Below are 25344 nucleotides of genomic sequence, written 5' to 3' on the forward strand. Positions count from 1 at the left end.
ATTACGCGAAACCTGCTATTCGAAGGTGCCCTAAGGCGTGGCCCGCGCAATGGGCGGGGGTGGTGGAATCGTTTGAATCTCGGTATGGAGCAAACTGGGATAAGCAATTCAGATTCTTACTGGAAAGCTTGAATTTGGGGGCGCAGTACCGAGGCCTTTTAGAACATCGTCGGTAAGAAGTCGGTCGGCTTGATCGCCAACGATCGGCTCCCCCGACCATTCCCACACTTTCCGTATCCCTTCACGTTTCACTTCCGGCCCCATATTGTTGGGAAATAGGAAAAGGATCCAGAGTATCTCCGAGAGTAACTTGCATGCGCTCGGTGACGCGCCTTCGAACTGCTGCGTCAGCTTATCGTAGAAGCCGCCGACGCCGCTCCCGACTGCCCCGCTGAATCGCTCGGCAACTACCGAAAGACCGTCGGAAGACCAAAGGTGGTCGGTGCTGAAGAGAGAACCTTCTTCCGTCAGACAGCGTATTCGCCAGATCCTCGCGGCCTCTAAAGTGATCTCGGAATTCAGATGAAACGGGCTATAGCGCGACATGTCTTCTCCCAGCGCAGGTCTTCACATCCATAGGATGCTCCGGTTAAATATCGCTTAGGTTGATCATGCTTCGCGAGCGCGTGCGAACACGGTCTTAAGGCGCTGTCGCCGAGGAGTGCGGCAGCACCTACCGGTCCGGAGGCACAGGTGACTGGCTGTAGGTCAAGTGGCCCGCTATCCTGTTTGGGGCTATGATTGACCTGATATGGCCGCGATCGGCCAGCGATGACCGTGCCGTCAACGATGCCGCTTCTTTTTCCCGCTCTTCGCCTCGTTCGATAGTGCTGAGACCGGCATTGGCGTAATTACGGCGCCTGGCGGCCACACCAGCTCAGCGTGATTCGACGCGCACCGAAATTCGTTGATCTTCCACTTTTCCAGGTCGGGCGCGCAGGCCCGATACATGGACTCCTTTTTCTTATCACCCCAGAGCCACGGCTTGGCCTGGACATCGGCTTTGCCTTCGCCGTGCTTTTCGCCGAAAAACGGCCGCCGTTGTGGTGGCCTGTTCGCCGGAAAAACGGTGGGTGCCTGCCATTGGGTGTCCCAAGCTAAGAGCACATCCGAGCGTCGTCCAGGATCGGGGAGATAATGGTAGTGCCACCCTACGCCGGGGTGGTTTTCCCGTTTCACATAATCATCCCAGCCAGGGATCCTAGCCAGATAAGCAACGACAAGGTCTGGCACGCGTTCCAGGACGGCAAAGCATCTGATCGGTTCCAGGTAGCCGCGACGGATTTGCCGGATCGGTGCGCGCTGCTCTATCGAACCGAGCGTCCAGTCGCCGGCGTCTGGGAGCGGGAGCCTGCTGGAGTCGGGCTGCCAATTGTTGCGCCTCAGAATATGGTCCAGCTCCTTGACGATTCCTCCAATCTCTTCGCGGACGGGTCCGATGTTCGGCACCTCGCCCGGCAGCTCTCGCCAACCGCCGTCCCCGATCAGCACCGGCTCCTCACGACGGGATCGGAACGTCGAGGGTGCGAGCTCCCGTATCATCGCGGCAAGCGCTTCTGCTTTCACTTGGAACCCCTCTGGTTGAGACGCGATCAAAGGACACCGTTGATTGTTAGGAAAACGCGCTATGGGTGGGACACTGCGATCTCCGGTAATACGCCCGCGATGCAGAAGCCTTTATCCGGGATCTCCGGGCGAGGTAATATGCATTACTCGGGTCTCGGTGCCAGCTAAGTAAGCACTAAGTTGCTGTCCAAAGTCTATTCTGTTCGGCCAACATTTACCCAGAGCCCAGGCGCTACATAATGGGCCCAATTCTGTTTATGTTCGTGTTTTGTGCGTTTAGGATCGCATAATGTATCGTCTGACTCCACAGTTTCAGGCGGTCGGTGACATTTGACGGAGTTTGAGCAGAGTCGATGGGTCCTCGATCTTCGCGGCCTGGCTATTTGAGCGTACCAATCCAAAAGGAACGGGCTTCTTCTCGATGCGCGCGACGATGCTCTCCCGCGCCGGGAACGGAGATCGCAAGCAATGCCCGATGATGTCGCGCATAAGCCGACATATGGATGCCATGGGCAGGCGCTCACCCACCACATTTGACGCAAGGCCTCCCACACTTGATGGATGAGGCTGGAAATGACTGTCCTCGATGATATCTTTAGTCCAGCGAGGGCAGGTCGGCACTGTACGCGTCCCGCATTCAGCCCATTTTCCGACCCCGGAGAGTTCAATGGCACAACCCCAAGACCATGTCGTCAAGCTTCAGGTCGCTAACACCCGTCCCGAAGACTCTGGAGGACCATTCGCGAGAATTACGCCGAAGATCATGGCCGCACTCGGTGTCGAAGAGGGCGACATAATAGAGATTGTCGGGAAACGTCATACGGGAGCGATCGCTCTACAGGGCTATGATGAAGACGAGGGCCTTAACATCATTCGACTGGACGGCCTGCAGCGCGTGAACGTCGGCGCAACCAGCGGCGACTATGTCGAAGTCCACAAGGTAGATGCGAGACCTGCCCAGCGGGTCGTCCTCGCCCCGGCCCAGAAAAACCTTCGATTGGAGGGATCGGGCGAAGCGCTTCAGCGTACATTCCTTCGCCGCCCGTTGGCTGCCGGGGATGTAATCTCGACGTCCGTGCAGCAGCGTATCCCTCGCAGCGTCCGCGCAGGGCAGGAGATCATGCACGGCATGGTCGAACTTCCTGCCTACGGTCTCCAAGAAATACGCCTCATCGTCGTGTCGACCCAGCCGCGCGGTGTAGTTACAATGGGAGAAAATACGGTCGTCGAACTGCGGCCGGAACACGAGGAGCCCAAGGAAGCCAGGCGGGCCGACGTCACCTATGATGACATCGGCGGGCTCGGAAACGCCGTCGATCAAGTACGGGAAATGGTGGAGCTACCGCTCCGTCATCCGGAGCTGTTCCAACGTCTTGGCATCGATCCGCCCAAAGGAGTGCTGCTTCATGGTCCACCGGGGACCGGCAAGACGCTCCTGGCGCGGGCGGTCGCAAACGAAACCGAAGCCCATTTCTATCATATCGCCGGGCCGGAAATCATGGGCAGTCAATATGGTGAATCCGAACAACGTCTGCGCCAGGTGTTTGAGGAGGCGGCTAGGAACGCTCCTTCCATCATCTTTCTCGACGAGATCGACTCGATCGCGCCGAAACGGGAGAAAGTAGCTGGCGAAGTGGAGCGCAGGATCGTCGCGCAGTTACTGACCTTGATGGACGGTCTCGAGCCCAGGCAGAACATTGTCGTCATCGGGGCCACCAATCGTCGTGACTCAATTGACGAAGCACTGAGACGGCCCGGCCGTTTCGATCGTGAGATCGTAATCGGAGTGCCGGATCAGAAAGGCAGGCGTGAGGTCTTGGCAATCCACACGCGAGGCATGCCTCTGGCGGAAGATGTCGACCTCGACGGAATCGCCAGGACTACCTACGGCTTTGTCGGCGCCGATGTCGGCGCGCTCGCGCGCGAGGCGGCGATGGATGCGCTTCGCAGGAAATTGCCCGACATCAATCTCAAAGAGGGCATTTCGAGCGAATGCCTCGAAACACTGAGTGTGAACCAGGCTGACTTCCTGAGTGCCATGAGGCGGATACAGCCTTCGGCACTCCGCGAAATCATGATTCAGGCCCCCGACGTTCAGTGGGATGACATCGGTGGGCTGGATGAGGCGCAGATGCGCCTTCGCGAAGGAATCGAATTGCCGTTGCGGTCTCCGCAATCATTCAAGCGAATGGGCATTCGTCCGGCCAAGGGGTTCCTGCTGTTCGGCCCGCCGGGCACCGGAAAGACTTTGCTGGCGAAGGCGGTCGCACGGGAAGCGGAGGCGAATTTCGTGGCGACCAAGTCGTCGGACCTGCTTTCGAAATGGTACGGGGAGTCCGAGCAGCAGGTATCGCAGCTCTTTGAACGGGCAAGGCAGGTCGCGCCGACTGTGATCTTTATTGACGAAATCGACTCCCTCGCCCCCGTCCGAGGTGGTGGCATCGGCGAGCCGGCCGTGACCGAACGTGTGGTAAACACGTTGCTGGCGGAGATGGATGGGTTGGAAGATATGCAAGGTGTCGTCGTCATGGCGGCAACCAATCGGCCGAACCTCCTGGATCCAGCCCTGCTTCGACCGGGCCGTTTTGACGAGCTGGTCTATGTTCCGGTTCCAGATCAAAAGGGCCGGCGCAAAATTCTCGGCATACACACGCGCAAGATGCCGCTGGCCAAGGACGTTGACCTCGACGATCTGGCGCAGAGGAGCGAGCGCTTCACGGGTGCGGACCTTGAGGACCTCACAAGGCGCGCGGGTCTCATCGCTCTACGAGAAAATCTCGACGCCGGGGACGTCACACAGGAACATTTCAACAAAGCATTCGACGAGATCCGCCCGTCGGTGACGCCCGAAGTCGAGCGGGAATACGAGCAGATGCTGCGCACGCTGAAACAAGAAAACCCGCAGCGACAGCAGATCGGGTTCTGGCCGCGAGCATAAGTAAGGTGGTAAATGGTGGGCCCGGCAGGACTCGAACCTGCGCTGCCCGAATGCCGCCGTGTATTTACGAACTTAACAAACTTGACGAACTTCTACATCTTGCCTAAGTTGTAGCGCAGGAGACTGAAGACCATGCCCACTACGAAAACTGTTGCTAACGAGCCCCGAAACGCTTCTTCCGACATTGCGCTCTCGATGAAGCTGCCCCGGAAGGCAGATTTTGAGAAGGCGTTGATCAGGCAATACGCTAAGGCGATTAAGCTGAGCCGAAAGGCCGGCCATCAGGTCAGTTTCCGCGTCGTCGTGGATCCGCTGGCCGGAGCGCAGACAATTTCAGTCGTGGAAGAAGAGCCGCAGCCTCATCAGGTTGCGTTTCCGGTTGAAGAGGCGCCAGAGCCGGATGACGAGCTCCAGGCAGCGTTGACTGCAGCACGGGAGCGCGGCCAGCGTCGTGTGGCGGAGATTCTCGCGGAGGATGATATGCTGAGCGCGGAAACGTTCGCGGACCTGCTCGGCGTTTCGCGTGTCACGGTCAACACAAAGCGGCAGAACGGGCAGGTTCTCGGTCTCGACGGAGCCAAGCGGGGTTTCCGTTTTCCGTCATGGCAGCTCGATCGGGACGGTCGGCCCTATGCCGTCCTTCCGAAACTGCACGAGATCCTCGGCGGTGCATGGGCGGTTTACCGCTTCCTTGTCACGCCACATGGTGGTCTGGACGGCCGGAAGGCTCTGGATGCGCTGAAACGTGGTCAGGACGGTGAAGTAGTTGCAGCGGCCGAGAGCGTCGCCCGCGGTGATTTTCGCTGAATGACCGGTATCAAGCCGCCCGCGGGGTTCGAAAATTCCGTGCTCGACATCGAGACCGTTCCTGCCGGTCGTCGATTTGGACGAATCTATGCGAGTGCCTTTCCCGACCCGCTAGGATATGGAAAGACGCCGAGCCGGTTCAGTGATCCCCGCCGGCGTGACCCGGCAAGGCGGTTTGGCGTCGTCTACCTGGGCGACACGCTCAAGGTCTGCTTCCTGGAAGCGGTCCTGCGTGATAGGCGCGATGGTCTCGTGGGCGATCTCCCGATTGAGGAGAAGGAGATCTACGCGCGGCGCTATGCAGAGATCGAGACAATCGCGGATCTCCGTGTTGTTGATCTCCGCGAGGACCACGCGATCAGAATGGGAGTGCCGACGGATGTCGCGAAATCTTCCCGCCAAAGCCTTGCGCGGCCGTGGTCGCTTGCCTTCCATGAGCACCAATCCGTGCCGGACGGCATAATTTATCCATCCCGCCTGAATGGACACACAAATCTCGCGATCTTTGACCGCGCCATCCCAAAATTGTCGGCGGTACGCGTGGTGGCATTGATTGGAGCACCAGGCCTTGCCACCGTCATAAACGATCTTCGCGTGAGCCTCGTCGACATCATCTGAGATCGCCATGATGGCCGAAGGTCTTGATCCCATGTGGCTCTCGTGCCGATCACTTACGAAGTGAGGCAAGGCGTGTTCCTAGGTTGTTCTCTTTATGGGCCAAAATAGTCGCATAATGTATCGTCGGGAACCCGGATTCCGCATCGGTTCGAGCATGGCATGCCGCCGGTTTTCGATTGTTAAGCCGACCAAACGAACTTTGCGGAGAACTGGCGGAGCGCTTCGAATGTGTTCATGAAGGGAACGTCGAAGACCAGGCAGACATCCGGGATCAGGACGCGCTTCTTCGATTCCGGGTTCGGCAGTTCATGGGTGACGACGGTGGCGCCGATCGAACGGGCCTTGGCGATCAGCAGTGAATCGGCGCTGTCGAGGAACTTTGCAACTGCCGGCTCACTATAATGGGCCGTTGCCACGTGCTGCACGATCTCGGCGAAATTGCCTTGCGTGTCGACGTCATCGACGGCCAGGAACCACGCGGCATCCTTCCGGTCCTTAGCCCAGTCCGCGAGTTCATCGTTCCCGCCGGTCATCTCGTCGCGAACACTGACGATTGACGCGACGTCGCCGTCACACACCGCATCCATCCAGTCCCAGAAGCCAGGGCAGATGTCGAACGCGTAATATCGGTTCTTAGCCTCGATGAAGACGTTCGTGTCGAGCAGAAATTTCATTGCGTCGGGCGACCGTTCTTATGATAGCTGAGGATCGCCGTCGGCTGAGCGTTCAACAAGGATGCAGCATGGCGCAGAAGCAACCCGCCGCCGACCGCCTGATTGACGACCGCGCGCGTAAAGCGCAGCCCGTTGCGCAAGGGCAGGTTATTGTGGAAGCTCCCGCCTTCGCTTGCTGGCGTATCGCTCCACCGCGCGACCTCGGTTGCGTAAAAACGCGAATAGCTCGCCTGATCTATCAAGCCGAGATCGAGCGCGCGCCGCACGATGACGATGCGGCTGACCTTGTAGATGCGACTCAGCCGGTCGGCATTGTCCGACAGGCTATCCGCCGCGCGCCATTGTGCTGCGAAACCGGCCGCCGGGATCAAGAACTCCGCGGCGATCTCGTTGCACTTGCGTTCGACCTTCTGGTGGACGCCATAGTTCGCGTCGCCCAGCTGGACGTTGGAAACGCCGCTTTCGCCAAGCCAAATATGCGCGAGTTCGTGCGCAAAGGTGAAGATTTGCGCCGCCTTGGCATCCTTTCCGTTGATGAAAATCAGCGGAACGACCTTGTCGCTGATGGCAAAGCCACGGAACTGGCTGACGGAAAGCGGGCGGTGGGTGTTGCTGCCGACGATCCCGTTGCGCATGACCCAGATGCCGGCCGCCTCGGCTTTGTCGATGAGCATGCGTAGATGCTCTTCCCAATTACCGGTCTGCGGCGGCCCTTCCTCACCGTAAAGGGACTTTCGCATGTCGGCGGCGACAGTCTCGGCGCTATCGTTGACGGTATATTTTCCGACGAATTCCAGTTCGCGGCCGGCATGATCCTGGATGAAGTCACGGAACCAGTCGCGCTTGAAGAGAACGTCATTCAGGAGGTCGCGGAAGTTCAGATCGAGTTTACGGGCTGGGTCGCCGCCGACGGTTCGAAGATCAGGAATCGCGAGCTTTTCCTCGGGAGGTTCCTTCAGGAACAGGTATCCGAAGGGAATATGCAGCGCGCTAGACAGGCTTTGGGCCTGGCGGAAGGTCGGGCGCTCTTCGCCCTCGATCCAGGTCGCAATACGCTCCGGCTTCACGTTGACCTTTTTCGCGACGACATCGAGCGGTATCTCGGCGCGGTCAACCGCCCAAGCCAGAACCTTCTCGTTGATCATTGCGTCGGTCATGTGCTGCGGAGCCTGCGGAAATATGCCAATTCGTACATATCGGAATTTGGTAACGAAAGCTTATGCGAAACTTTCGCACAAGAATAAAGCTTTTCGAAGCGGCGACGTGAGACGGGTAACTACGCCTCGAAACGCGCTTGTTCGCACCACACAGACGGAGATTGCTCGCCATCGATGAAGCCGTTTCATACGGTATGTGTGGCGCTGCTCTCCCAAATTCAACGAGTGTGCAGCTGGTCAGTGCGTCGGCAGGCCGGAGACCAACTCGAAGTGCATAGTCGAGCCTTATGCCGCCCTTTCTTAAATCGTGGGTTTTGGGTTCGTATCTCTTCAAGGCTAGAGGTTCGGAAATTGGCTTAGGGCGGACGCAGGCGTCGCGAGCGACAGGCCACCCCTGTTACCGAGATGCGCGGCATTGGGACAAGCAGAACTTGCCTAAAGGTGTCAATTTCTTGATTTCTAGACGCGGCCCCCGGCGGCATTCTCTAGGTGCCTCATGGAGATCGTGTGATGACGAAAGCACTAGTTACGGGGGCGACGCGCGCCCCTGGACGCGTGATCGCGACCACACTCGCAAAAGGGGGCTGGGAGGTGCATGCTCTCGGCCGGGATCGAACTGTACTTGAGGAGATGCGCGGCGACCATGGCATCGTCCCGATGGCAATGGATTTGACCGATCGCGACTATGTTCGTTTCGTTGTCGAAGGCATGGAGCCCGAGGTCGTCGTCCACGCGGCCTTGCGATGGCCCGAGGAGATCGGATTTCTGCGCCTCACGGAGGCGGACATCGATATGGCGCTCGAGGTCAACCTGTCCGCGACGCTGCATGTCACGCGAGCCGTCCTGCCTTCGATGATCGCGCGGCATCGCGGCGCCTTTCTGATGGTATCGCCCGATTACAGAGTTGCAGGAAGTGCTGTCGAAAGGACAGTTGCCGCGGCAGTGGACGGACTCGCCCGCGCCCTTGACGACGAACTTCGCGGTACAGGGATCATGGTCCATCGCCTTCCCCTAGGCAAGCCGCCATTCCACGGATTGGGACTTGAGGCGATCTCACTGTTGGCCGCTTCGGGCTTTCACTCGAACCCAATTCCGGTTTCATCTGAATCTATCGAACGACAGGAACATGAACATGGAACGTAATGGAGGGCAGTTGCTCGTCGAATGCCTCTTGGCGCTCGGTGCAACGAAGAGCTTCGGTGTCCCCGGAGAAAGCTATCTCGCGGTGCTCGACGCGTTGCACGACACGCCCGGCCGTCTGGACTTCGTTCTATGCCGAAATGAGGGCGGTGCCGCTTTCATGGCGGCAGCATACGGCAAGCTGACCGGCAAGCCCGGCATCTGCTTCGTCACGCGCGGCCCCGGCGCCACAAATGCCTCGATCGGTGTGCACACCGCCATGCAGGATTCGGTGCCGATGATCCTGTTCGTTGGCCAGGTCGCCACCGACATGAAGGGGCGCGAAGCGTTCCAGGAGTTGGATTACAAGGCGGTCTTCGGCACCATGGCCAAATGGGCCGTGGAAATCGACCAGGTCGAACGTATTCCGGAGACTTTATCGCGTGCCTGGACGATGGCGGTCTCGGGCCGGCCGGGCCCGGTCGTGGTTGCGCTTCCCGAGGACATGCTTACCTCCCTCACCACCGCCCCCGTTTTGTCTGGGTCCATCGATCTCGCGGAGCCAGCGCCGGCCGCGTCAACCATGAAGCAAGTGCGGGAGATCCTGGTCAGCGCCAAGCGCCCAGTGATTCTCTATGGCGGTTGCAATTGGAAAGATGGCTCCATGGCCACGGTCCAGCGCTTCGCCGAAGCCTCCGACATCCCGGTCGTTTCCGTGTTTCGCTACCAGGACCAGTATGACAACGCCTCCCCGACGTTCTGTGGCGAAGCCGGCGTCGGCATGGTGGCATCGATCAAGGAACTGCTTAAGACCGCCGACGTCATCCTCGCGATCAACAACCGATTCGGGGAAAATTCGACGGAGGGTTACACACTCTTCGAAGTTCCGCAGCCGCAGCAAAAAATCATCCATGTCCATGGCTCGGACCTGGAAATCGGCAAGATTTATCGCCCGGCTCTCGGCATTCACAGCGGGCCGAACGCCTTCGCCGAGGCACTTGGTGTTCTCGAGCCGATCAAGGGCGGCTGGGCCGAGTGGCGCGCAAGGGCACGCGCGGCCTATGAAAAGGGTTTTGAACTTCCCGACCTGCCGTCCCCGGTTGACATGGGCAAGGTGACCGCCTTCTTGAACGATGTGCTGCCGGATGACGTCATTCTCACCAATGGCGCGGGCAACTTCACGGTCTGGCCGAACAAATTCTTCAAGTTCGGTCCAAGGGCGCGCCTGCTTGCCCCACAGTCGGGCGCGATGGGATATGGCGTGCCGGCGGCCGTGGCCGCAAAGGTCACCTATCCCGATCGAACTGTCGTCTGCTTTGCCGGCGACGGAGACTTCCAGATGAACTGCCAGGAGCTGGCAACGGCACTCCAGCACGGTGCACAGCCGATCATACTTTTGCTCAACAACGGCATCTACGGGACAATCCGGGCGCATCAGGAGCGCACCTATCCGGCTCGCGTTTCCGGCACCACGATGATCAATCCCGATTTCGTCGCGCTCGCAAAGTCCTATGGCTTCCATGCCGAGCGGGTGGAGTCGACCGCTAATTTCGCCGCTGCCTTCGCGCGCGCCTGCGCCTCGAAGACCGGTGCGCTCCTCGATCTCGACATTTCGCCCGAAGCGCTGACCCCGCGCCAGACGCTCAGCCAGATGCGCAATGCTGCCCTTTCTGCAAAGGAAACCGCATGACACAGCGTCACGAAATCCGACTTGGTGCCGATATCGGCGGAACCTTTACCGACATCGCACTGGACCTCAGAGGAAAGCTCTACTCCACGAAAGTGCTGACCAATTACTCGGCACCAGAACAGGCGATTCTCGATGGAATCGATATCGTTACCAGCGACGCGGGCATCAAGCCGAAGGATATCGATATCGTCATCCATGGCACGACGCTTGCGACCAACGCCCTAATCGAGCGCCGCGGCGCGAAAACTGCGCTCGTGACCACCGAAGGGTTCCGTGACGTCATTGAGATGCGCACGGAAAACCGCTTCGAGCAATACGATCTTGGCCTCGTGTTGCCAACGCCGCTTATCCCTCGCGAAGATCGCTTTCCGATCAAGGGACGCATCGATGCACAGGGGAGGGAACTGCAACCGCTCGACGAGCAGGCGCTCGAAAGCCTCGCCGACGTGATCGCCGAGCGCGGCTTCGGCGCCGTCGCCATCGGTTTCATCCATTCCTACATGAACCCGGCGCATGAAGAGCGCGCCCGCGAAATCTTGTCGAGAAAGCTCTCGATTCCGATTTCGATCTCGGCGGAGGTCTCTCCGCAGATGCGCGAATTCGAGCGCTTCAATACCGTTTGCGCCAATGCCTATGTTCGTCCGCAGATGGCGGACTATCTCTCCCGCCTGCAGGTGCGGCTGAAGGAGATGGGAGCCGATTGCCCGGTCTTCATGATCCACTCGGGTGGTGGTCTCATCTCGGTGGAGACAGCATCGGAGTTCCCGGTGCGTCTCGTTGAATCGGGTCCTGCCGGCGGGGCGATCTTTGCCGCCGATATCGCGCGCCGCTTCAGTCTCGATCGCGTGGTCTCCTACGACATGGGTGGCACGACGGCAAAGATCTGCCTGATCGAGGACTACCAGCCGCATACCGCCCGCACCTTCGAAGTTGCGCGTACATACCGCTTCTGCAAGGGATCGGGGATGCCGATTTCCATTCCCGTGATCGAGATGATCGAGATCGGTGCGGGCGGCGGGTCCATTGCTTGGGTCGACGCCATGGGCCGCATCCAGGCGGGGCCGGAATCGGCAGCCTCCGAGCCTGGACCGGCCTGTTACCAGCGCGGCGGCGATCGCCCGGCGATCACCGACGCCGACCTCGTTCTTGGCAAGCTTGATCCGGATAATTTCGCCGGTGGCAAGATCAAATTGTCGGTCGCGAACGCGAGCGCGGCAATTGCCCGGGATGTCGGCGATAAACTCAAGCTAAATTCCCAGGCGGCTGCCTTCGGCATTGTCGAGGTCGTGGACGAAAACATGGCCAATGCCGCTCGCGTTCATGCCGTTGAGAACGGCAAGAACATCTCCGAGAACATCATGATCGCCTTCGGCGGAGCAGCCCCACTCCATGCTGCCCGTCTGTGCGAGAAGCTCGGCGTTGACCAGTGCCTCATCCCGCAGGGCGCAGGCGTGGGCTCGGCGATCGGCTTCCTGAAGGCACCTTTCGGTTATGAGGCGCTCGCCTCCAAGATCATGGGACTTTCCAAATTCGAGCCCGGCCTGATCAATGCCATGCTGGATGATCTCAAGGCGACGGCCGAAGGTTTCGTGCGTGCCGGCACGGATGGCAAGATTATCCGCGAAATCACCGCCTTCATGCGGTATGCCGGTCAAGGCTGGGAAATCCCGGTGGCGCTGCCTGATCGCGCTTTCACCAACGCGGATACGGCGATGATCGAGAAGGCTTTCAAGGAGCGCTACGCGCAGTTCTTCGGCCGCGCCGTAGAGGGCCCGGAAATCGAATTCGTCACCTGGTCGGTCAAGGCGCAGGATGTTCGGCCCGAGAGCGAAAAATTCGAACTGAAGGTGGAAGGTGCCCGGGCGCCCGTTCCATCGATCCGCTCGGTCTTCGATCCCGCTTCCGGCAAGGAGTTGGAGACAGCAATCATACCGCGCGACACGCTTTCGCCGGGCAATCGTGTCACAGGGCCAGCTGTCATCGTCGAGCGCGAAACCTCGACCATCGTCACATCGCCGTTCGATGCCGTGATCCAGGCAGACGGAACCATTCTTCTCGTGCGCAAAGGTCTGTGATCTATGAGCGATATCAATGAAATCCGCATGCAGGTAATGTGGAACCGCCTGATTTCGGTCGTCGAGGAACAGGCGCTAACTCTGCTGCGCACCGCCTTTTCGACGTCCGTGCGCGAGGCGGGCGATCTGTCGGCCGGCGTGTACAACGCCAAGGGCGAAATGCTCGCCCAGGCCGTGACCGGCACGCCCGGCCATGTCAACACCATGGCCGAAGCGGTGCTGCACTTCATCGCAGAGATTCCGCGCGAGGAAATGTATCCGGGCGACACCTACGTCACCAATGACCCGTGGAAGGGTACAGGCCATCTGCACGACATCACCATGGTCTCGCCGTCCTTCAAGGGCGACGAACTCATCGGCTTCTTCGCCTGCACCGCCCATGTCGTCGACGTCGGCGGACGCGGTTTCGGGGCGGACGGCAAGTCCGTCTATGAAGAAGGCATTCAGATCCCGATCATGAAATTCGCCGAGCGCGGCGAGGTGAACAAGGATCTCCTGAAGATCCTTCGCCTTAACGTGCGCGAACCCAACCAGGTGATCGGCGACTTCTATTCGCTTGCCGCCTGCAACGACGTTGGGCATCGGCGCTTGATCGAGATGTTGAACGAGGTCGGTTACGACAATCTCGACACGCTCGGAGACTTCATCCTGTCGCGCACGCACACAGCGACTATGGAACGCATCGCCGGTCTTCCAAAAGGCTCGTGGTCCAATGAAGTCCTGACGGATGGCTACGACGAGCCGATCAAGCTTGCCGCAAATGTCGAAATCACCGAAACCGGAGTCAACGTCGATTTCGCCGGCACGGACGCCATGAGCCGGTGGGGCATCAACGTCCCCCTGATCTATACCAAGGCTTACGCGTGCTACGCACTGAAATGCGTGGTTGCCCCGGATATTCCGAACAACGCCGCCTCGCTTGCCGTCTTCAACGTGTCTTCACCGACCAATATACTCAATGCCGAACGTCCCGCTCCAGTCTCGGTACGTCACGTCATCGGCCACATGGTGCCCGACCTCGTGCTCGGAGCTCTCGCCAAGGCGTTGCCTGGTAAGATCCTCGCGGAAGGCGCCGCAGCTCTCTGGAACATCCACATTTCGGCGCGCCCGGTTTCGGGCAATACCGGGCGCCGCGCCGAAGTACTCATGTTCAACTCTGGCGGCATGGGCGCGCGTCCGACCCTTGACGGCCTGTCGTCGACAGCATTTCCCTCCGGCGTCCATACGATGCCGATCGAGGCTACAGAGCATACCGGTCCGATCGTTGTCTGGCGCAAGGAACTACGTCCCGATTCAGGCGGAGCGGGCAAGTATCGTGGGGGCCTCGGCCAGATTATCGAGATCGCGCCTGCCGAGGGTCACGAGTTCGATTTTTCGGCCATGTTCGATCGGATCTCGACGCCGCCGCGCGGACGTGACGGCGGCCAGGACGGAGCACCCGGGTCCGCGCGGCTCGACGATGGCACGAAGTTGCGCCCCAAAGGCTGGCAGCATGTGCCGGCGGGCCGCCGGCTGGTGCTGGAACTGCCGGGCGGCGGCGGCTACGGAAACCCGGCCGAACGTTCGGCCGAGGCAAAGGCCGAGGACCTATTTAAGGGCTATGTGACGGAGAAGAAGCAATGAGCCACATCGCAAGCCGGCTTTCGGCGGTGAAACCCTCCGCCTCCATGGCGGTGTCCCAGGCAGCCAAGGATCTGGCAGCAACCGGCATCGATGTCATCGATCTTGGCCTCGGCGAACCCGATTTCCCTGCTCCCGCCCACATCACCCAATCGGCCTTCGAGGCGGCGCGCAAGGAGCGCATGCTCTACACCGCTTCCCTGGGTACTCCGGATCTGCGCAAGGCCATTGCGGGCAAGCTGAAGCGCGAAAACGGCCTGGACTACACGATCGATGAGATCGCCGTCGCCAATGGCGCAAAACAGATTATCTTCAATGCGCTGATGGCGACGATGGAGGAGGGAGACGAGGCAATCTTGCCGGCTCCATACTTCGTCTCCTACCCGGAAATGGTGAAGCTCTTCGGCGGCGTACCCGTGACGCCGGCTTGCCCGGCCGAAAATGGCTTTCGGCTGACGCCGGACGTGCTGGAAGCGTCGATAACCGACAGGACGCGCTGGCTGTTCCTCAACATGCCCGGCAATCCGTCCGGAGCTGTCTATACCCAGGCGCAGCTCGAGGCACTCGGAGCGGTGCTAGCCAGGCATCCAAGGATCATGGTGCTCTCGGATGAAATTTACGAGCATATCATCTTCGATGGGCGCACCTTCGTTTCCTTCGGTGCAGCCTGCCCGCAGTTGCGCGAACGCACACTGATCGTCAACGGCATGTCCAAGGCCTATGCCATGACCGGCTGGCGTGTTGGCTATGCTGCAGGTCCGAGGGATCTCATCAAGGCCATGGCGACGATCCAGAGCCAGTCCTGCACGTCAGTGTCCGCTCCGGCGCAGATTGCAGCCACAGCGGCGCTCGACGGCCCGCAGGAGGACGTGGCGAAGTTTTGCGCCGCATTCGAACGTCGTCGCGACCTTGTGGTAGACGGTATTGCCAAAATCAATGCGCTCAGCCTGGATCCGCCGGAAGGGGCTTTCTACGCCTATATCGGCTGCGCCGCGCTGATCGGCGCAACGACGCCATCGGGTCAAACATTGGCCGATGACGTGGCCGTCGCAAAGTACCTACTCGAAGAAGGGTATGTCGCAGCCGTTCCGGGCAGTGCTTATGGCCTTTCACCCTTCTTCCGCATTTCTACCGCGACCTCCGAAGAGGTCCTTGCAGAGGCGGTCAAACGTATCGGCGCTGCTGTCGGCAAACTCGAAATCTGATTGGAAGGACGAATGCCCAAGCTCTACAAGACCATTCTGATCACGGGTGCAGCCGGTCGCCTCGGCACGGAATTGCGTCGTGGCCTGGCGCCGTTGGCCGACAAGCTGCGGCTGGCCGACATCACGGAGGTCAAGGATCTGAAGCCGAACGAGGAGGCGATGATCTTTGATCTCGCCGACGAAGCAGCTGTGATCAAGGCGACTGAAGGCGTCGACGCCATCGTACACTTTGGCGGCGTGCCGCTCGAGCGGTCCTGGCAGGATATCCTCGATTCCAATATTCGAGGAAGCTACAACATCTACGAAGGTGCAAGAAAGCACGGCGTCAAGCGCGTGGTCTATGCGTCCTCCGTGCATGCGATCGGCTACCACACGCTCGAGGCGCATATCGACGCGGACGCGCCGGTTCGGCCCGACAGCCTTTACGGCGTCTCGAAGTGCTTCGTGGAGGCGCTCAGCCGGTTCTATTGGGATAAGTTCGGGCTTGAAAGCGTGTGCCTGCGCATCTTCTCGTCGTTTCCCGAGCCGGCCGACCGACGCATGCTGTGGTCGTGGCTGTCCTTCGAAGACTGCATTCGGCTCGTGGTTGCAAGCCTCACGGCGTCCCGTGTGGGCCACACGATCAGCTTTGGCATCTCGGACAATGCCGTCAAGCCGGTCGACAATTCGAAGGCCGGGCACATCGGCTATGTTCCAAGAGACAACTCCGAGCCCTACCGCGACAAGGTCGAGGCGCAGAAAGACCCCCTCGATCCGATGGCGCCATCAACTATTCACCTTGGGGGTTGGTTCGTCGACATCGGCCATCCCGACGATGAGGCATCCAAATGAAAGACCAGTATGACGTCGTCATAGTCGGCGGTGCCGTGATCGGTTCCGCCGTCGCGTATTATCTCTCGGCCAATCCGGATTTCAACGGCACGATCCTCGTCGTCGAGAAGGATCCCACCTATCTGAAGGCGGCAACGTCCCTGTCGTCCTCCTCGATCCGCACGCAGTTTTCGAACCCGATCAACGTGAGGATCAGCCAATACGGTTCCGAGGTCATCCGCAATTTCGCAGACATGATGCAGGTCGGTGATGACAAGCCCGATCTCGCCTTTCATTCGGGCGGTTACTTGTTTCTGGCGAGTACTCCGGAGCAAGTGCAGGTTCTCAAGGAGAACCATGAGGCCCAGGTTTCCTGCGGGGCGGATGTCGTGCTGTGGAACCGAGACGAACTGGCCAACGCGTTCCCGCATCTGAACGTTGCCGACATCGAACTGGCCTCCTATGGTCGTTCAGGCGAGGGCTGGTTCAACAACACCGGGTTGATGTACGGCTTCAAGAACAAGGCCCGCTCCCTCGGCGTCGAGTATGTCAACGACGAAGTCGTCGCAATCGGCCGCGAAGGAAACGCGGTGAGCTCGGTGACTTTGAAGTCGGGCGCAACCGTCAAGGCGGGAACAATCGTCAATGCATCCGGTCCACGGGCGGCTCTGACGGCGCGCATGGCGGGCATCGATATCCCTGTCGAGCCTCGCAAGCGTACCCTTTTTGTATTCGATTGCGCACAAACGCCCGAGGGAACCGCCAACGTTAACCAAGGGCGTTTGCCGCTGATGATCGATCCCTCTGGTGTATTCTGCCGGCCTGAGGGGCGCTTCTTCCTGACGGGGTGCCCGCCCGTTGAGGACCCGGCAGCAGATTGGGATGACTTCGAACCCCGTTACGAAGAGTTCGAGGAAATTATCTGGCCGGCTTTGGCCGAGCGCTCGTCCGCGTTCGAGGCGATCAAGGTGGTCAATCAGTGGGCGGGCCATTACGATTTCAACACCTTGGATCACAACCTCATCGTTGGTCGTCATCCAGACGTGCGCAACTTCGTGTTTGCCAACGGGTTTTCCGGCCATGGCCTCCAGCAGGGGCCAGCGACCGGACGAGGCGTATCCGAGTTGATCATCTATGGTGAATATCGCACTTTGGATCTGACTGAAGTCGGCTATGAACGCGTGGTCGAGAACCGCCCATTCCTTGAAAAGGCAGTGATATAGTTGGGCTCGGCCGCGCCGAAAGATGGCGCTTGAAACGTTGGTTTCTGCTGTCGGGAGGCGAAATTGGTTGGACAACATACGCGGCTTCCGCCCCTGAACGCGCTTCGCGCGTTCTGGGCGGTCATGCGCCAGGGAAGTTTCCGCAGTGCTGCTGACGAGTTGCTCGTCACGCCTCAGGCGGTTAGCCAGCAGATTAAGCTTCTTGAGGATATTCTCCACGTACCGCTCTTTGAGCGCAAGGCGAGGGTCATCGAGCCTACGGAACAGGCTATCGTCCTTTCTCATTTTATCGAGGCCGGTTTCAATGAGTTTACCGAGGGGATCCGGCGCGTCACGAACTCCACCTACCGCAACCGCATCAACATCAACGTCAGTCCCTATTTCGCCACTCGCTATCTGATGGGGCGGCTAGAGCGATTTCGGGAGCTCATGCCTGGCGCGGATATCCGGATGACGACAATGGTCAACATTCGAGATTTCGCCGCGGACGAAGTGGATGTGTGCATACAATGGGGTTTTGGCAACTGGAAGGATTATGACTGCCAGTTGTTGATCCGAGATCCGAAAGTCATCTGCTGCGCCCCCGAGCTCGCTTCTCGGCTCAAAGAGCCCAGAGATCTCACGCAGCTTACGCTCCTCCATCCCGTCATGGCACGTAACCTTTGGGGCAAAGTCCTCCGGCATCTCGAACTTGAAGCGCACGAGGTTGCCGGCGAGATCGAGTTTCAGGACGCTGCCACGATGCGCCGCGGAGCGGTTTCCGGGCTGGGAGTGGGGCTGGTATCGAGAATGGACGCCTTGGCGGACATCAACGCCGGCCGGCTAGTCGCGCCGCTTGGTGTCGATCGGCTCCAGGACATGAACGAAAAGGATATTCCCGGCTTCTATCTCGTCGTCCCCCGTGCCCACAAGCGGGTGAAGATCATCTCGACGTTTTGCGACTGGATTTGTTCCGAAGACTGGTCCTCCACGCACGAGTTCGACTGAAGCACGCAAGCGGAAGCGGCCTAGAAAAGTAAAACTTGTCTATCGCCGTTGTTTCTTGGTTTGGGCCAGCGAGCACTTGATGCACGCTCTATATGGCCGGCAGGGCTAATCCTTAGTCCACAGCTGAACCTGACAATCGAATAAAACTGTCACCCTGATTGCCTGACCACCGGCATTCGGGCTGGCCAACAACAATCAACGGCGATCCAACGCGGTTGCTCGAACAAACGAGGCCAGACAGGGCCTAACCAGAGGGAATATCGATGAAATCTATTTCCAAGCTCCTCACCTCCGCGGCTTTCGTCTCCGCGGTTCTCGCTTTCAACGCTTCCGCTGCCGATACGATCAAGATCGGCGTGGCGGGACCGATGACAGGTGCCAATGCCACTTTCGGCGAGCAAGTGTGGAAAGGGGTCTCGGCCTATGTCGAGAACGTTAACAATGCAGGTGGCGTCGACGGCAAGCAGATCGAACTGGTAAAGGGCGATGATGCTTGCGAGCCAAAGCAGGCCGTTGCCGTTGCGAACCGTCTTGTCGACCAGGACAAGGTGCAGGCCGTTGTCGGGCACTTCTGCTCGTCCAGCACGATTCCCGCTTCCGAGATCTACAGCGATGCCGGCATCCTGACGGTGACGCCGTCCTCGACCAATCCGATTGTTACGGACCGCGGGTTCGACACCATGTTCCGCACATGCGGTCGCGATGACCAGCAGGCGGTCGTGGCCGGATCGTTCATCCTCGACACGTTGAAGTTCGACAAGATCGCGCTGATCCACGACAAGGATACGTACGGCCAGGGCCTGGTGGACGCGCTGAAGAATACGCTCGCCGAGCGTGGCGTGACGCCGGTCCTTTATGAAGGCCTGACACGCGGTGAACGCGACTTCAATGCACTGGTCACGAAGATCAAGAGCACAGGCGCTCAAGCAGTCTACTTCGGTGGCCTCATTCCCGAAGCTGGTCCCCTGATCCGCCAGATCCACGAGCAGGGCCTGAACGTCGTGTTCGTCAGCGGCGACGCTTTGGCCCAGGCTGAAATCGTTACCGCCTCGGGCGGCCCGCAGAACCTCAAGGGTGTCTATTATTCGTCGGCAGCCGATCCGAAGGAAGACCCTGCGGCGGCCGATGCCCTCAGCGACCTCAAGAGCAAGAACGTCGCTCCCGACAACTACACGCTCTTTGGGTATGCCAGCGCACAGGCCATTGTCGCTGCCCTGCAGGGCACCCAGGAAGGGACTATCGAAGATCAGGTCAAGTGGCTGCGCTCCAACAGCGTGAAGTCGGCGGTCGGCAACCTCGCTTGGAACGAAAAGGGCGACGTCAAGGACTTCAAGTTCGTCTTCTACTCGTTCGACGACAAGGGTAATCCGGTTCGCAACTAACAAGTCGCGCCCCGCCAGGGGACCGGTTGGTGTGCGCTCCTCCGGTCCCCTCCACCAATCAAGAAAAGAGGGGTCTGCAATGGATATCTTTATCTTGGCGCAGCAATTGATAAACGGGATCACGCTCGGCACGATCTACGGTTTGATCGCAGTCGGATACACCATGGTCTACGGTGTGATCCGTATGATCAATTTCGCCCATGGCGACGTTTACATGGTTTCCGCGTACATCGCCGCGATCACACTTGCTGTTCTCGCCTTCTTCGGCGTTCAGTCCGTTCCGTTCGCATTGATTACCATCCTCGTGATCACGTGCCTCATCACCGCCGTCTATGGTTGGGCTATCGAAAGGGTAGCCTACCGGCCGCTGCGTGGCTCGACCAAACTCGCTCCTCTGATCTCTGCGATCGGCATTTCGTTGATGCTGCAAAGCTATGTCCAGATCTCTCAGGGTGCTCGTGACCAGGGCGTCCCAATACTTGTTAGCGGGGCGTTCCGCTTCGGTGACGACGTTCATTTTGCGCAGATTACCTACATGCAGACGGTCATCCTTATCGCCTCGCTGATCGCCATGGGCATTCTCACCTATGTGATCAACTACACGCGCATTGGCCGCGAATGCCGGGCGACGCAGCAAAATATCCGGATCTCTGCGGTCCTTGGCGTTAACACCGATCGGATCATCTCAACCGTGTTCGTTATCGGCGCAGCGACGGCCGCCGTCGGTGGTACGCTCGTCACGTTCAACTACGGCTCGTTCAACTTTTTCATCGGCTTCGTCATGGGCATCAAGGCCTTTACTGCCGCCGTATTGGGGGGCATTGGGTCGCTGCCCGGCGCGGTCCTTGGCGGGGTATTGCTTGGTCTCACCGAAGCTCTGTTCGCGGGCTATGTCAGCACGGACTACAAGGACGTGTTCGCCTTTGCGCTGCTCATTCTCCTGCTTTTTTTCCGCCCGTACGGCCTGCTCGGTCGCCCGGAAATCCAGAAAGTATGAGGAGAAGCAACATGGAAAAAAATCCCCTACCACAGCTCCTCAAGCAGGCGCTCCTCACATTCACCGTGTCGCTCATCCTGTTCGGCCCGATCTCTGGTCTCGTCCTGGAGGGCTTTTCGTTCCGCAATGAAATGACGCGGGCCGTCGTGCTCGCTGCCATTGTCACCATCGGGCGTGTCGCGATGTCACTGATCGCAGTGACCGCCATTGGCCAGCGGATCATTGGCCGGGTCGGCGGTAGCGGGGCTGGCGTGACAGTTATGACAGGGTCTGAGAAGTCTCCGGTTCTGCTACTCGCGCTACTGTTCATCGCGGGACTTGCGTTGCCGCTTGTCGCCGACAAGTATTTCCTCGGCATTGCGATCCTCGCGCTCATCTACTGCCTGCTCGGCCTCGGCCTCAACATTGTTGTTGGCCTCGCCGGCTTGCTCGACCTCGGCTTTGTCGCCTTTTATGCCGTCGGCGCCTACCTTCTTGCGCTGGGTGCGCAATACCTCGGTCTCGGCTTCTGGAGCGCGCTGGTCATTGCCCCTTTGCTCGCCGGCTTTTTCGGCATGGTCCTCGCTTTCCCGGTGTTGAAAATGCATGGTGATTACCTTGCGATCGTCACACTGGGTTTCGGCGAAATCATACGCCTGGTGCTCAACAACTGGTTGGAGTTCACCGGAGGACCCAACGGTGCCCCGGCCCCCGCCCCTACTTTCCTTGGCATCGAGTTTACCCGGACGGCCAAGCAGGGCGGCGTTCCGCTGCACGAATATCTCGGCATTCCCTACAGTGCCGACTATAAATTCTGGTTCATATACATCGTGCTCTTCCTGCTGGTGTGCTTGGTCATCTATGCGGTCGAACGCCTTCGCGTCATGCCACTTGGTCGCATGTGGGAGGCATTGCGCGAGGATGAAATCGCGTGCCGTTCGCTCGGCGTGAATCACGTGTTCACCAAGCTTACCGCTTTCATGCTTGGCGCTTCGACTGGCGGATTGGCCGGGGTCTTCTTTGCCGTCCATCAGGGTTTCGTAAACCCGACCTCGTTCACTTTCTTTGAATCCGCCCTCATCCTGGCCATCGTCGTCCTCGGTGGACTTGGCTCGACCGTCGGTGTCATTGCCGCGGCACTCGTGCTGACCATTCTGCCGGAGCTGCTGCGCGACTTTGCCGAGTACCGCGTGCTGGTTTTCGGCGTGTTGATGGTCGTGATGATGATCTGGAAGCCACGCGGACTTGTGCGCATCAAGCGCCCTGCCTTTTTCCCGAGTAAAGCAGAGGAAAGCAGCCACCGGTTTTCACTTGCAGCAAACGCGGAGGCAGGCCGATGAACGCACCCCTTCTCGACGTGCGCAACGTGACAATGCGCTTCGGCGGTATTGTCGCCAACCGCAATGTCAGCTTCTCGGTGGAACGCGGCAAGGTGACGGCACTCATCGGCCCAAACGGCGCCGGCAAGACGACGATGTTCAACTGCATCACCGGCTTTTATCGCGCGAGTGAAGGCGAGATTGTCCTGAACGGGCGCGACGGCACACGGGATATCGGTGTACTGACGACCAAACCGATTACCGGTGGGTCCCATCTCGTCACCCGGGCCGGCATTGCTCGTACGTTTCAGAACATTCGACTGTTCAAGGAAATGTCTGTGATCGAGAACCTGCTCGTGGCCCAGCATTTGGTCACGGCAAACAATCTGCTGAGCGGCGTCTTCCGCACGCCGGCGTTCCGTCGGGCCGAACGCGAGGCCGTCGACCGTGCCTATTATTGGCTCGGCGAAATGAACCTTGCAGACGATGCCAACCGACTTGCTGGCGAGCTACCCTATGGTCGCCAGCGGCGTCTCGAAATTGCGCGGGCCATGTGTACAGACCCGCAACTGATCTGCCTCGATGAACCGGCGGCCGGCCTCAATCCCTCGGAAACGCGCGAGCTGTCCGCGGTGATTCAACGGCTCTGCCGGGAACACGGTCAGACAGTGCTCGTCATCGAGCACGATATGGGCCTGGTCATGCGGATTTCGCAGCACATTGTCGTGCTCGATCATGGTGAAGTCATTTCTGATGGAACGCCCGACGAAGTGGCGAATGATCCGGCAGTCGTCGCGGCCTATCTCGGCGTCAGCGAAGAGGAGGTCCACGCATGAAGCAGATGTCCGAAAACAACGTTCCTCTCCTGGAGTTCGCTGGAGTGCATGCCCACTACGGTGCAGTCGAGGCGCTGAAGAGTGTGAATGTCCACATTTTCAAAGGAGAGATCGTAAGCCTTATCGGCGCAAACGGCGCTGGAAAGACGACACTTCTTTCCGCGATCTTCGGCGCGCCGCGGGCCTCGACGGGACGGATCTTGCATAAAGGCGAGGATATTTCCCGCACTCCGACAAATCGGATTTCGCGGCGCGGCATAGCGCTCGTCCCGGAAGGGCGTCAGATCTACCAGGACATGAGTGTCGAGGAGAACATGATGATGGGCACGACGCCGATCGGCATGGATCGTTTCGACGAAGACCGGGCGACGATGTTTGAGCTCTTCCCTCGCTTGAAGGAGCGCCGCAACCAGACGGCCGGCACCATGTCGGGGGGCGAGCAGCAGATGCTCGCCATCGCCCGTGCCATGATGGCGCGTCCCGAGCTGATCCTGTTCGATGAGCCGTCGCTCGGACTTGCCCCGCTCGTCGTAAAGCGTGTGTTCGAAGTCTTGAGCGAGATTGCCGCTATGGGCAAGACGATTTTCCTCGTGGAGCAGAATGCCAATCACGCGCTGAAACTTTCACAGCGCGCTTATGTCATGGTGAATGGACGGATCCATCTCTCAGGCGAAAGCGCCGCCCTTCTAGATAACGAAGACGTCCGCAAAGCCTATCTCGGCCTGCACTGAACGGAATGACGATGCTGCATAAGAACCTAATCGCCGGCGAATGGGTGTCCGGCAACGCTTCGGCGAACATCAACCCCTCCAATACCAATGAAGTCATCGGCGAATATGTTCAAGCGAGCGCCGAAGATACCAAGCAGGCCATCGTCGCCGCCAAGGCGGCGCTGCCCTCTTGGTCGCTCTCTCCGATCCTCGATCGCCATGCGCTGTTGAAGAAGGCGGGCGACGAAATAATTGCTCGCAAGGAAGAATTGGGTCGCCTGCTCGCCCGCGAAGAGGGTAAAACCTTGCCTGAGGCGATCGGAGAGGTGACGCGCGCCGGGCAAATCTTTGATTTCTTCGCCGGTGAAGTCTTGCGTCTTTCCGGAGAGATCCTGCCTTCGGTACGGCCAAACATTGGTGTCGAGATCACCCGCGAGCCCGTCGGCGTCGTCGGCATCATTACGCCCTGGAACTTTCCCATCGCCATTCCCGCGTGGAAAATCGCCCCGGCGCTTGCCTATGGAAACACGATCGTGTTGAAGCCCGCCGATCTTGTCCCTGGTTCCGCCTGGGCGCTCGTCGACATCCTGCATCGTGCTGGCGCGCCTGCCGGCGTCGTCAACCTTGTCATGGGGCGTGGCAGCGTCGTCGGCCAAACGCTGCTCGACAGCCCGGATGTCAATGCCATCACGTTCACGGGCTCGGTCGGGACCGGCAAGCGCGTCGCGCTCGCGTCGGTCGAGCATAACCGCAAATTCCAGCTCGAGATGGGCGGGAAGAACCCCTTCGTCGTGCTGGACGACGCGGATCTGTCCGTCGCAGTCGAGGCTGCGGCGAATTCATCCTTCTTCTCCACTGGGCAGCGTTGCACGGCCTCATCACGTCTGATCGTTACGGAAGGGATCCATGACCGCTTCGTCAGTGCTCTTTCAGAGCGGCTAAAGGGTCTCGTCGTTGACGACGCCCTTAAGGCAGGAACGCATATCGGCCCGGTCGTCGACGCAAGCCAACTGAAGCAAGACGCCGACTACATCGACATCGGTCGCGGCGAGGGGGCAAAGCTCGCTTTCGGCGGCACAAGGCTGGAGCGGGAAACGCCCGGGTTCTACTTGCAGCCCGCCCTTTTTACCGAGGCGACGAACCAGATGCGGATTGCGCGCGAGGAGATCTTTGGACCAGTCGCGGCCGTCATCCGCGTGAAGGACTACGATGAGGCTCTGGCCGTCGCCAATGACACCAACTTCGGTCTGTCTTCAGGCATTGCGACGACGAGCCTCAAGCATGCCACCCATTTCAAGCGGAATTCGGAGGCCGGGATGGTCATGGTGAACCTGCCGACAGCTGGCGTCGACTTCCATGTACCCTTCGGTGGCCGCAAGGGTTCGTCCTATGGCCCGCGTGAACAAGGTCGCTACGCCGCGGAGTTCTACACCACCGTTAAGACGGCCTATACGCTCGCCTGAGGAGATTGAGTCATGAAGATCCTGGTCACCGTCAAACGTGTCGTTGACTACAACGTCAAGATCCGCGTGAAGGCAGACGGTTCGGGCGTCGAGCTTGCGAACGTGAAGATGTCGATGAACCCCTTCGACGAAATCTCGGTCGAAGAGGCGCTCAGGCTGAAGGAAGCCG

At 59.4% G+C, this 25344-nt stretch carries 21 protein-coding genes and 1 pseudogene; 18 read left to right on the top strand and 4 right to left on the bottom strand.

The window, feature by feature from the left end; genetic code table 11:
• Positions 1-108 precede the first annotated feature (108 nt).
• Both AC0C6X_RS29295 and AC0C6X_RS29300 read right to left on the bottom strand, forming a co-directional pair.
• Positions 109-546, bottom strand: a complete 438-nt coding sequence (locus AC0C6X_RS29295; RefSeq protein WP_472956541.1) for a hypothetical protein — start codon at positions 544-546, stop codon at positions 109-111.
• Between the two features lie 237 nt (positions 547-783).
• Complete coding sequence (locus AC0C6X_RS29300) at positions 784-1566, bottom strand: hypothetical protein (RefSeq protein WP_472956543.1); 783 nt, start codon at positions 1564-1566, stop codon at positions 784-786.
• Positions 1567-2233: 667 nt separating this feature from the next.
• Here AC0C6X_RS29300 and AC0C6X_RS29305 point away from each other — a divergent pair.
• From AC0C6X_RS29305 to AC0C6X_RS29315, 3 genes are all read left to right on the top strand, one after another.
• Positions 2234-4504, top strand: a complete 2271-nt coding sequence (locus tag AC0C6X_RS29305) for a CDC48 family AAA ATPase (RefSeq protein WP_472956545.1) — start codon at positions 2234-2236, stop codon at positions 4502-4504.
• Between the two features lie 132 nt (positions 4505-4636).
• Positions 4637-5311, top strand: coding sequence for an XRE family transcriptional regulator (locus AC0C6X_RS29310; protein WP_472956547.1), 675 nt, complete (start codon positions 4637-4639; stop codon positions 5309-5311).
• Positions 5312-5929, top strand: coding sequence for an RES family NAD+ phosphorylase (locus AC0C6X_RS29315; protein WP_472956548.1), 618 nt, complete (start codon positions 5312-5314; stop codon positions 5927-5929).
• A gap of 179 nt (positions 5930-6108) precedes the next feature.
• On the opposite strand, the gene AC0C6X_RS29320 is transcribed toward AC0C6X_RS29315, so the two are convergent.
• Together AC0C6X_RS29320 and AC0C6X_RS29325 are read right to left on the bottom strand one after the other, a co-directional pair.
• Positions 6109-6603: a DUF4411 family protein gene (locus AC0C6X_RS29320; RefSeq protein WP_334197029.1), complete on the bottom strand. Its 495-nt coding sequence runs from the start codon at positions 6601-6603 to the stop codon at positions 6109-6111.
• Positions 6600-7760, bottom strand: coding sequence for an ImmA/IrrE family metallo-endopeptidase (locus AC0C6X_RS29325; RefSeq protein ID WP_472956549.1), 1161 nt, complete (start codon positions 7758-7760; stop codon positions 6600-6602). The genes AC0C6X_RS29320 and AC0C6X_RS29325 overlap by 4 nt, the downstream gene beginning before the upstream one ends.
• Before the next feature lie 510 nt (positions 7761-8270).
• Between AC0C6X_RS29325 and AC0C6X_RS29330 the strand changes: the two genes are divergently transcribed.
• From AC0C6X_RS29330 to AC0C6X_RS29400, 15 genes and pseudogenes are all read left to right on the top strand, one after another.
• Complete coding sequence (locus AC0C6X_RS29330; protein WP_472956550.1) at positions 8271-8903, top strand: SDR family oxidoreductase; 633 nt, start codon at positions 8271-8273, stop codon at positions 8901-8903.
• Entirely contained in the window at positions 8893-10569 is a 1677-nt protein-coding gene (locus AC0C6X_RS29335; protein WP_472956551.1) for a thiamine pyrophosphate-dependent enzyme, read from the top strand. Before AC0C6X_RS29330 ends, AC0C6X_RS29335 begins: the two co-directional genes overlap by 11 nt.
• Complete coding sequence (locus tag AC0C6X_RS29340) at positions 10566-12644, top strand: hydantoinase/oxoprolinase family protein (RefSeq protein WP_472956552.1); 2079 nt, start codon at positions 10566-10568, stop codon at positions 12642-12644. Before AC0C6X_RS29335 ends, AC0C6X_RS29340 begins: the two co-directional genes overlap by 4 nt.
• Before the next feature lie 3 nt (positions 12645-12647).
• A complete protein-coding gene (locus AC0C6X_RS29345; protein WP_472956553.1) occupies positions 12648-14267 on the top strand; it encodes a hydantoinase B/oxoprolinase family protein in 1620 nt (539 codons plus the stop codon).
• A complete protein-coding gene (locus AC0C6X_RS29350; RefSeq protein WP_472956554.1) occupies positions 14264-15469 on the top strand; it encodes a pyridoxal phosphate-dependent aminotransferase in 1206 nt (401 codons plus the stop codon). The genes AC0C6X_RS29345 and AC0C6X_RS29350 overlap by 4 nt, the downstream gene beginning before the upstream one ends.
• 12 nt (positions 15470-15481) lie before the next feature.
• Positions 15482-16300, top strand: coding sequence for an NAD-dependent epimerase/dehydratase family protein (locus AC0C6X_RS29355; RefSeq protein ID WP_472956556.1), 819 nt, complete (start codon positions 15482-15484; stop codon positions 16298-16300).
• On the top strand, positions 16297-17502 hold the full coding sequence (locus AC0C6X_RS29360) for an NAD(P)/FAD-dependent oxidoreductase (RefSeq protein WP_472956557.1): 1206 nt from the start codon (positions 16297-16299) through the stop codon (positions 17500-17502). Before AC0C6X_RS29355 ends, AC0C6X_RS29360 begins: the two co-directional genes overlap by 4 nt.
• A gap of 63 nt (positions 17503-17565) precedes the next feature.
• On the top strand, positions 17566-18489 hold the full coding sequence (locus AC0C6X_RS29365) for a LysR substrate-binding domain-containing protein (protein ID WP_472956558.1): 924 nt from the start codon (positions 17566-17568) through the stop codon (positions 18487-18489).
• 263 nt (positions 18490-18752) lie between these two features.
• Positions 18753-19871 (top strand): branched-chain amino acid ABC transporter substrate-binding protein, encoded by a 1119-nt coding sequence (locus tag AC0C6X_RS29370; RefSeq protein ID WP_472956559.1) that lies wholly within the window; start codon positions 18753-18755, stop codon positions 19869-19871.
• 79 nt (positions 19872-19950) lie between these two features.
• Entirely contained in the window at positions 19951-20868 is a 918-nt protein-coding gene (locus AC0C6X_RS29375; protein WP_472956560.1) for an ABC transporter permease subunit, read from the top strand.
• A gap of 11 nt (positions 20869-20879) precedes the next feature.
• Positions 20880-22187, top strand: coding sequence for a high-affinity branched-chain amino acid ABC transporter permease LivM (gene livM, locus AC0C6X_RS29380; RefSeq protein WP_472956562.1), 1308 nt, complete (start codon positions 20880-20882; stop codon positions 22185-22187).
• Positions 22184-23002, top strand: a complete 819-nt coding sequence (locus AC0C6X_RS29385) for an ABC transporter ATP-binding protein (protein WP_472956564.1) — start codon at positions 22184-22186, stop codon at positions 23000-23002. The genes livM and AC0C6X_RS29385 overlap by 4 nt, the downstream gene beginning before the upstream one ends.
• A gap of 5 nt (positions 23003-23007) precedes the next feature.
• A complete protein-coding gene (locus AC0C6X_RS29390) occupies positions 23008-23733 on the top strand; it encodes an ABC transporter ATP-binding protein (protein WP_472956569.1) in 726 nt (241 codons plus the stop codon).
• An 11-nt stretch (positions 23734-23744) separates the two neighbouring features.
• A complete protein-coding gene (locus AC0C6X_RS29395) occupies positions 23745-25175 on the top strand; it encodes an aldehyde dehydrogenase family protein (protein WP_472956566.1) in 1431 nt (476 codons plus the stop codon).
• 12 nt (positions 25176-25187) lie between these two features.
• A pseudogene (locus AC0C6X_RS29400) lies at positions 25188-25344 on the top strand (electron transfer flavoprotein subunit beta/FixA family protein); the annotation flags it as partial.

It is taken from the genome of Ensifer sp. VA4, from assembly GCF_055710065.1.

Excerpts from the sequence above, each read along its gene's own strand:
- AC0C6X_RS29330 (WP_472956550.1), top strand. The coding sequence starts at position 8,271 with ATGACGAAAGCACTAGTTACGGGGGCGACGCGCGCCCCTGGACGCGTG.
- AC0C6X_RS29350 (WP_472956554.1), top strand. The coding sequence starts at position 14,264 with ATGAGCCACATCGCAAGCCGGCTTTCGGCGGTGAAACCCTCCGCCTCC.
- AC0C6X_RS29335 (WP_472956551.1), top strand. The coding sequence starts at position 8,893 with ATGGAACGTAATGGAGGGCAGTTGCTCGTCGAATGCCTCTTGGCGCTC.
- AC0C6X_RS29375 (WP_472956560.1), top strand. The coding sequence starts at position 19,951 with ATGGATATCTTTATCTTGGCGCAGCAATTGATAAACGGGATCACGCTC.
- livM (WP_472956562.1), top strand. The coding sequence starts at position 20,880 with ATGGAAAAAAATCCCCTACCACAGCTCCTCAAGCAGGCGCTCCTCACA.
- AC0C6X_RS29385 (WP_472956564.1), top strand. The coding sequence starts at position 22,184 with ATGAACGCACCCCTTCTCGACGTGCGCAACGTGACAATGCGCTTCGGC.
- AC0C6X_RS29390 (WP_472956569.1), top strand. The coding sequence starts at position 23,008 with ATGTCCGAAAACAACGTTCCTCTCCTGGAGTTCGCTGGAGTGCATGCC.
- AC0C6X_RS29315 (WP_472956548.1), top strand. The coding sequence starts at position 5,312 with ATGACCGGTATCAAGCCGCCCGCGGGGTTCGAAAATTCCGTGCTCGAC.
- AC0C6X_RS29355 (WP_472956556.1), top strand. The coding sequence starts at position 15,482 with ATGCCCAAGCTCTACAAGACCATTCTGATCACGGGTGCAGCCGGTCGC.
- AC0C6X_RS29395 (WP_472956566.1), top strand. The coding sequence starts at position 23,745 with ATGCTGCATAAGAACCTAATCGCCGGCGAATGGGTGTCCGGCAACGCT.
- AC0C6X_RS29340 (WP_472956552.1), top strand. The coding sequence starts at position 10,566 with ATGACACAGCGTCACGAAATCCGACTTGGTGCCGATATCGGCGGAACC.
- AC0C6X_RS29345 (WP_472956553.1), top strand. The coding sequence starts at position 12,648 with ATGAGCGATATCAATGAAATCCGCATGCAGGTAATGTGGAACCGCCTG.
- AC0C6X_RS29370 (WP_472956559.1), top strand. The coding sequence starts at position 18,753 with ATGAAATCTATTTCCAAGCTCCTCACCTCCGCGGCTTTCGTCTCCGCG.
- AC0C6X_RS29320 (WP_334197029.1), bottom strand. The coding sequence starts at position 6,603 with ATGAAATTTCTGCTCGACACGAACGTCTTCATCGAGGCTAAGAACCGA.
- AC0C6X_RS29325 (WP_472956549.1), bottom strand. The coding sequence starts at position 7,760 with ATGACCGACGCAATGATCAACGAGAAGGTTCTGGCTTGGGCGGTTGAC.
- AC0C6X_RS29310 (WP_472956547.1), top strand. The coding sequence starts at position 4,637 with ATGCCCACTACGAAAACTGTTGCTAACGAGCCCCGAAACGCTTCTTCC.
- AC0C6X_RS29360 (WP_472956557.1), top strand. The coding sequence starts at position 16,297 with ATGAAAGACCAGTATGACGTCGTCATAGTCGGCGGTGCCGTGATCGGT.
- AC0C6X_RS29295 (WP_472956541.1), bottom strand. The coding sequence starts at position 546 with ATGTCGCGCTATAGCCCGTTTCATCTGAATTCCGAGATCACTTTAGAG.
- AC0C6X_RS29305 (WP_472956545.1), top strand. The coding sequence starts at position 2,234 with ATGGCACAACCCCAAGACCATGTCGTCAAGCTTCAGGTCGCTAACACC.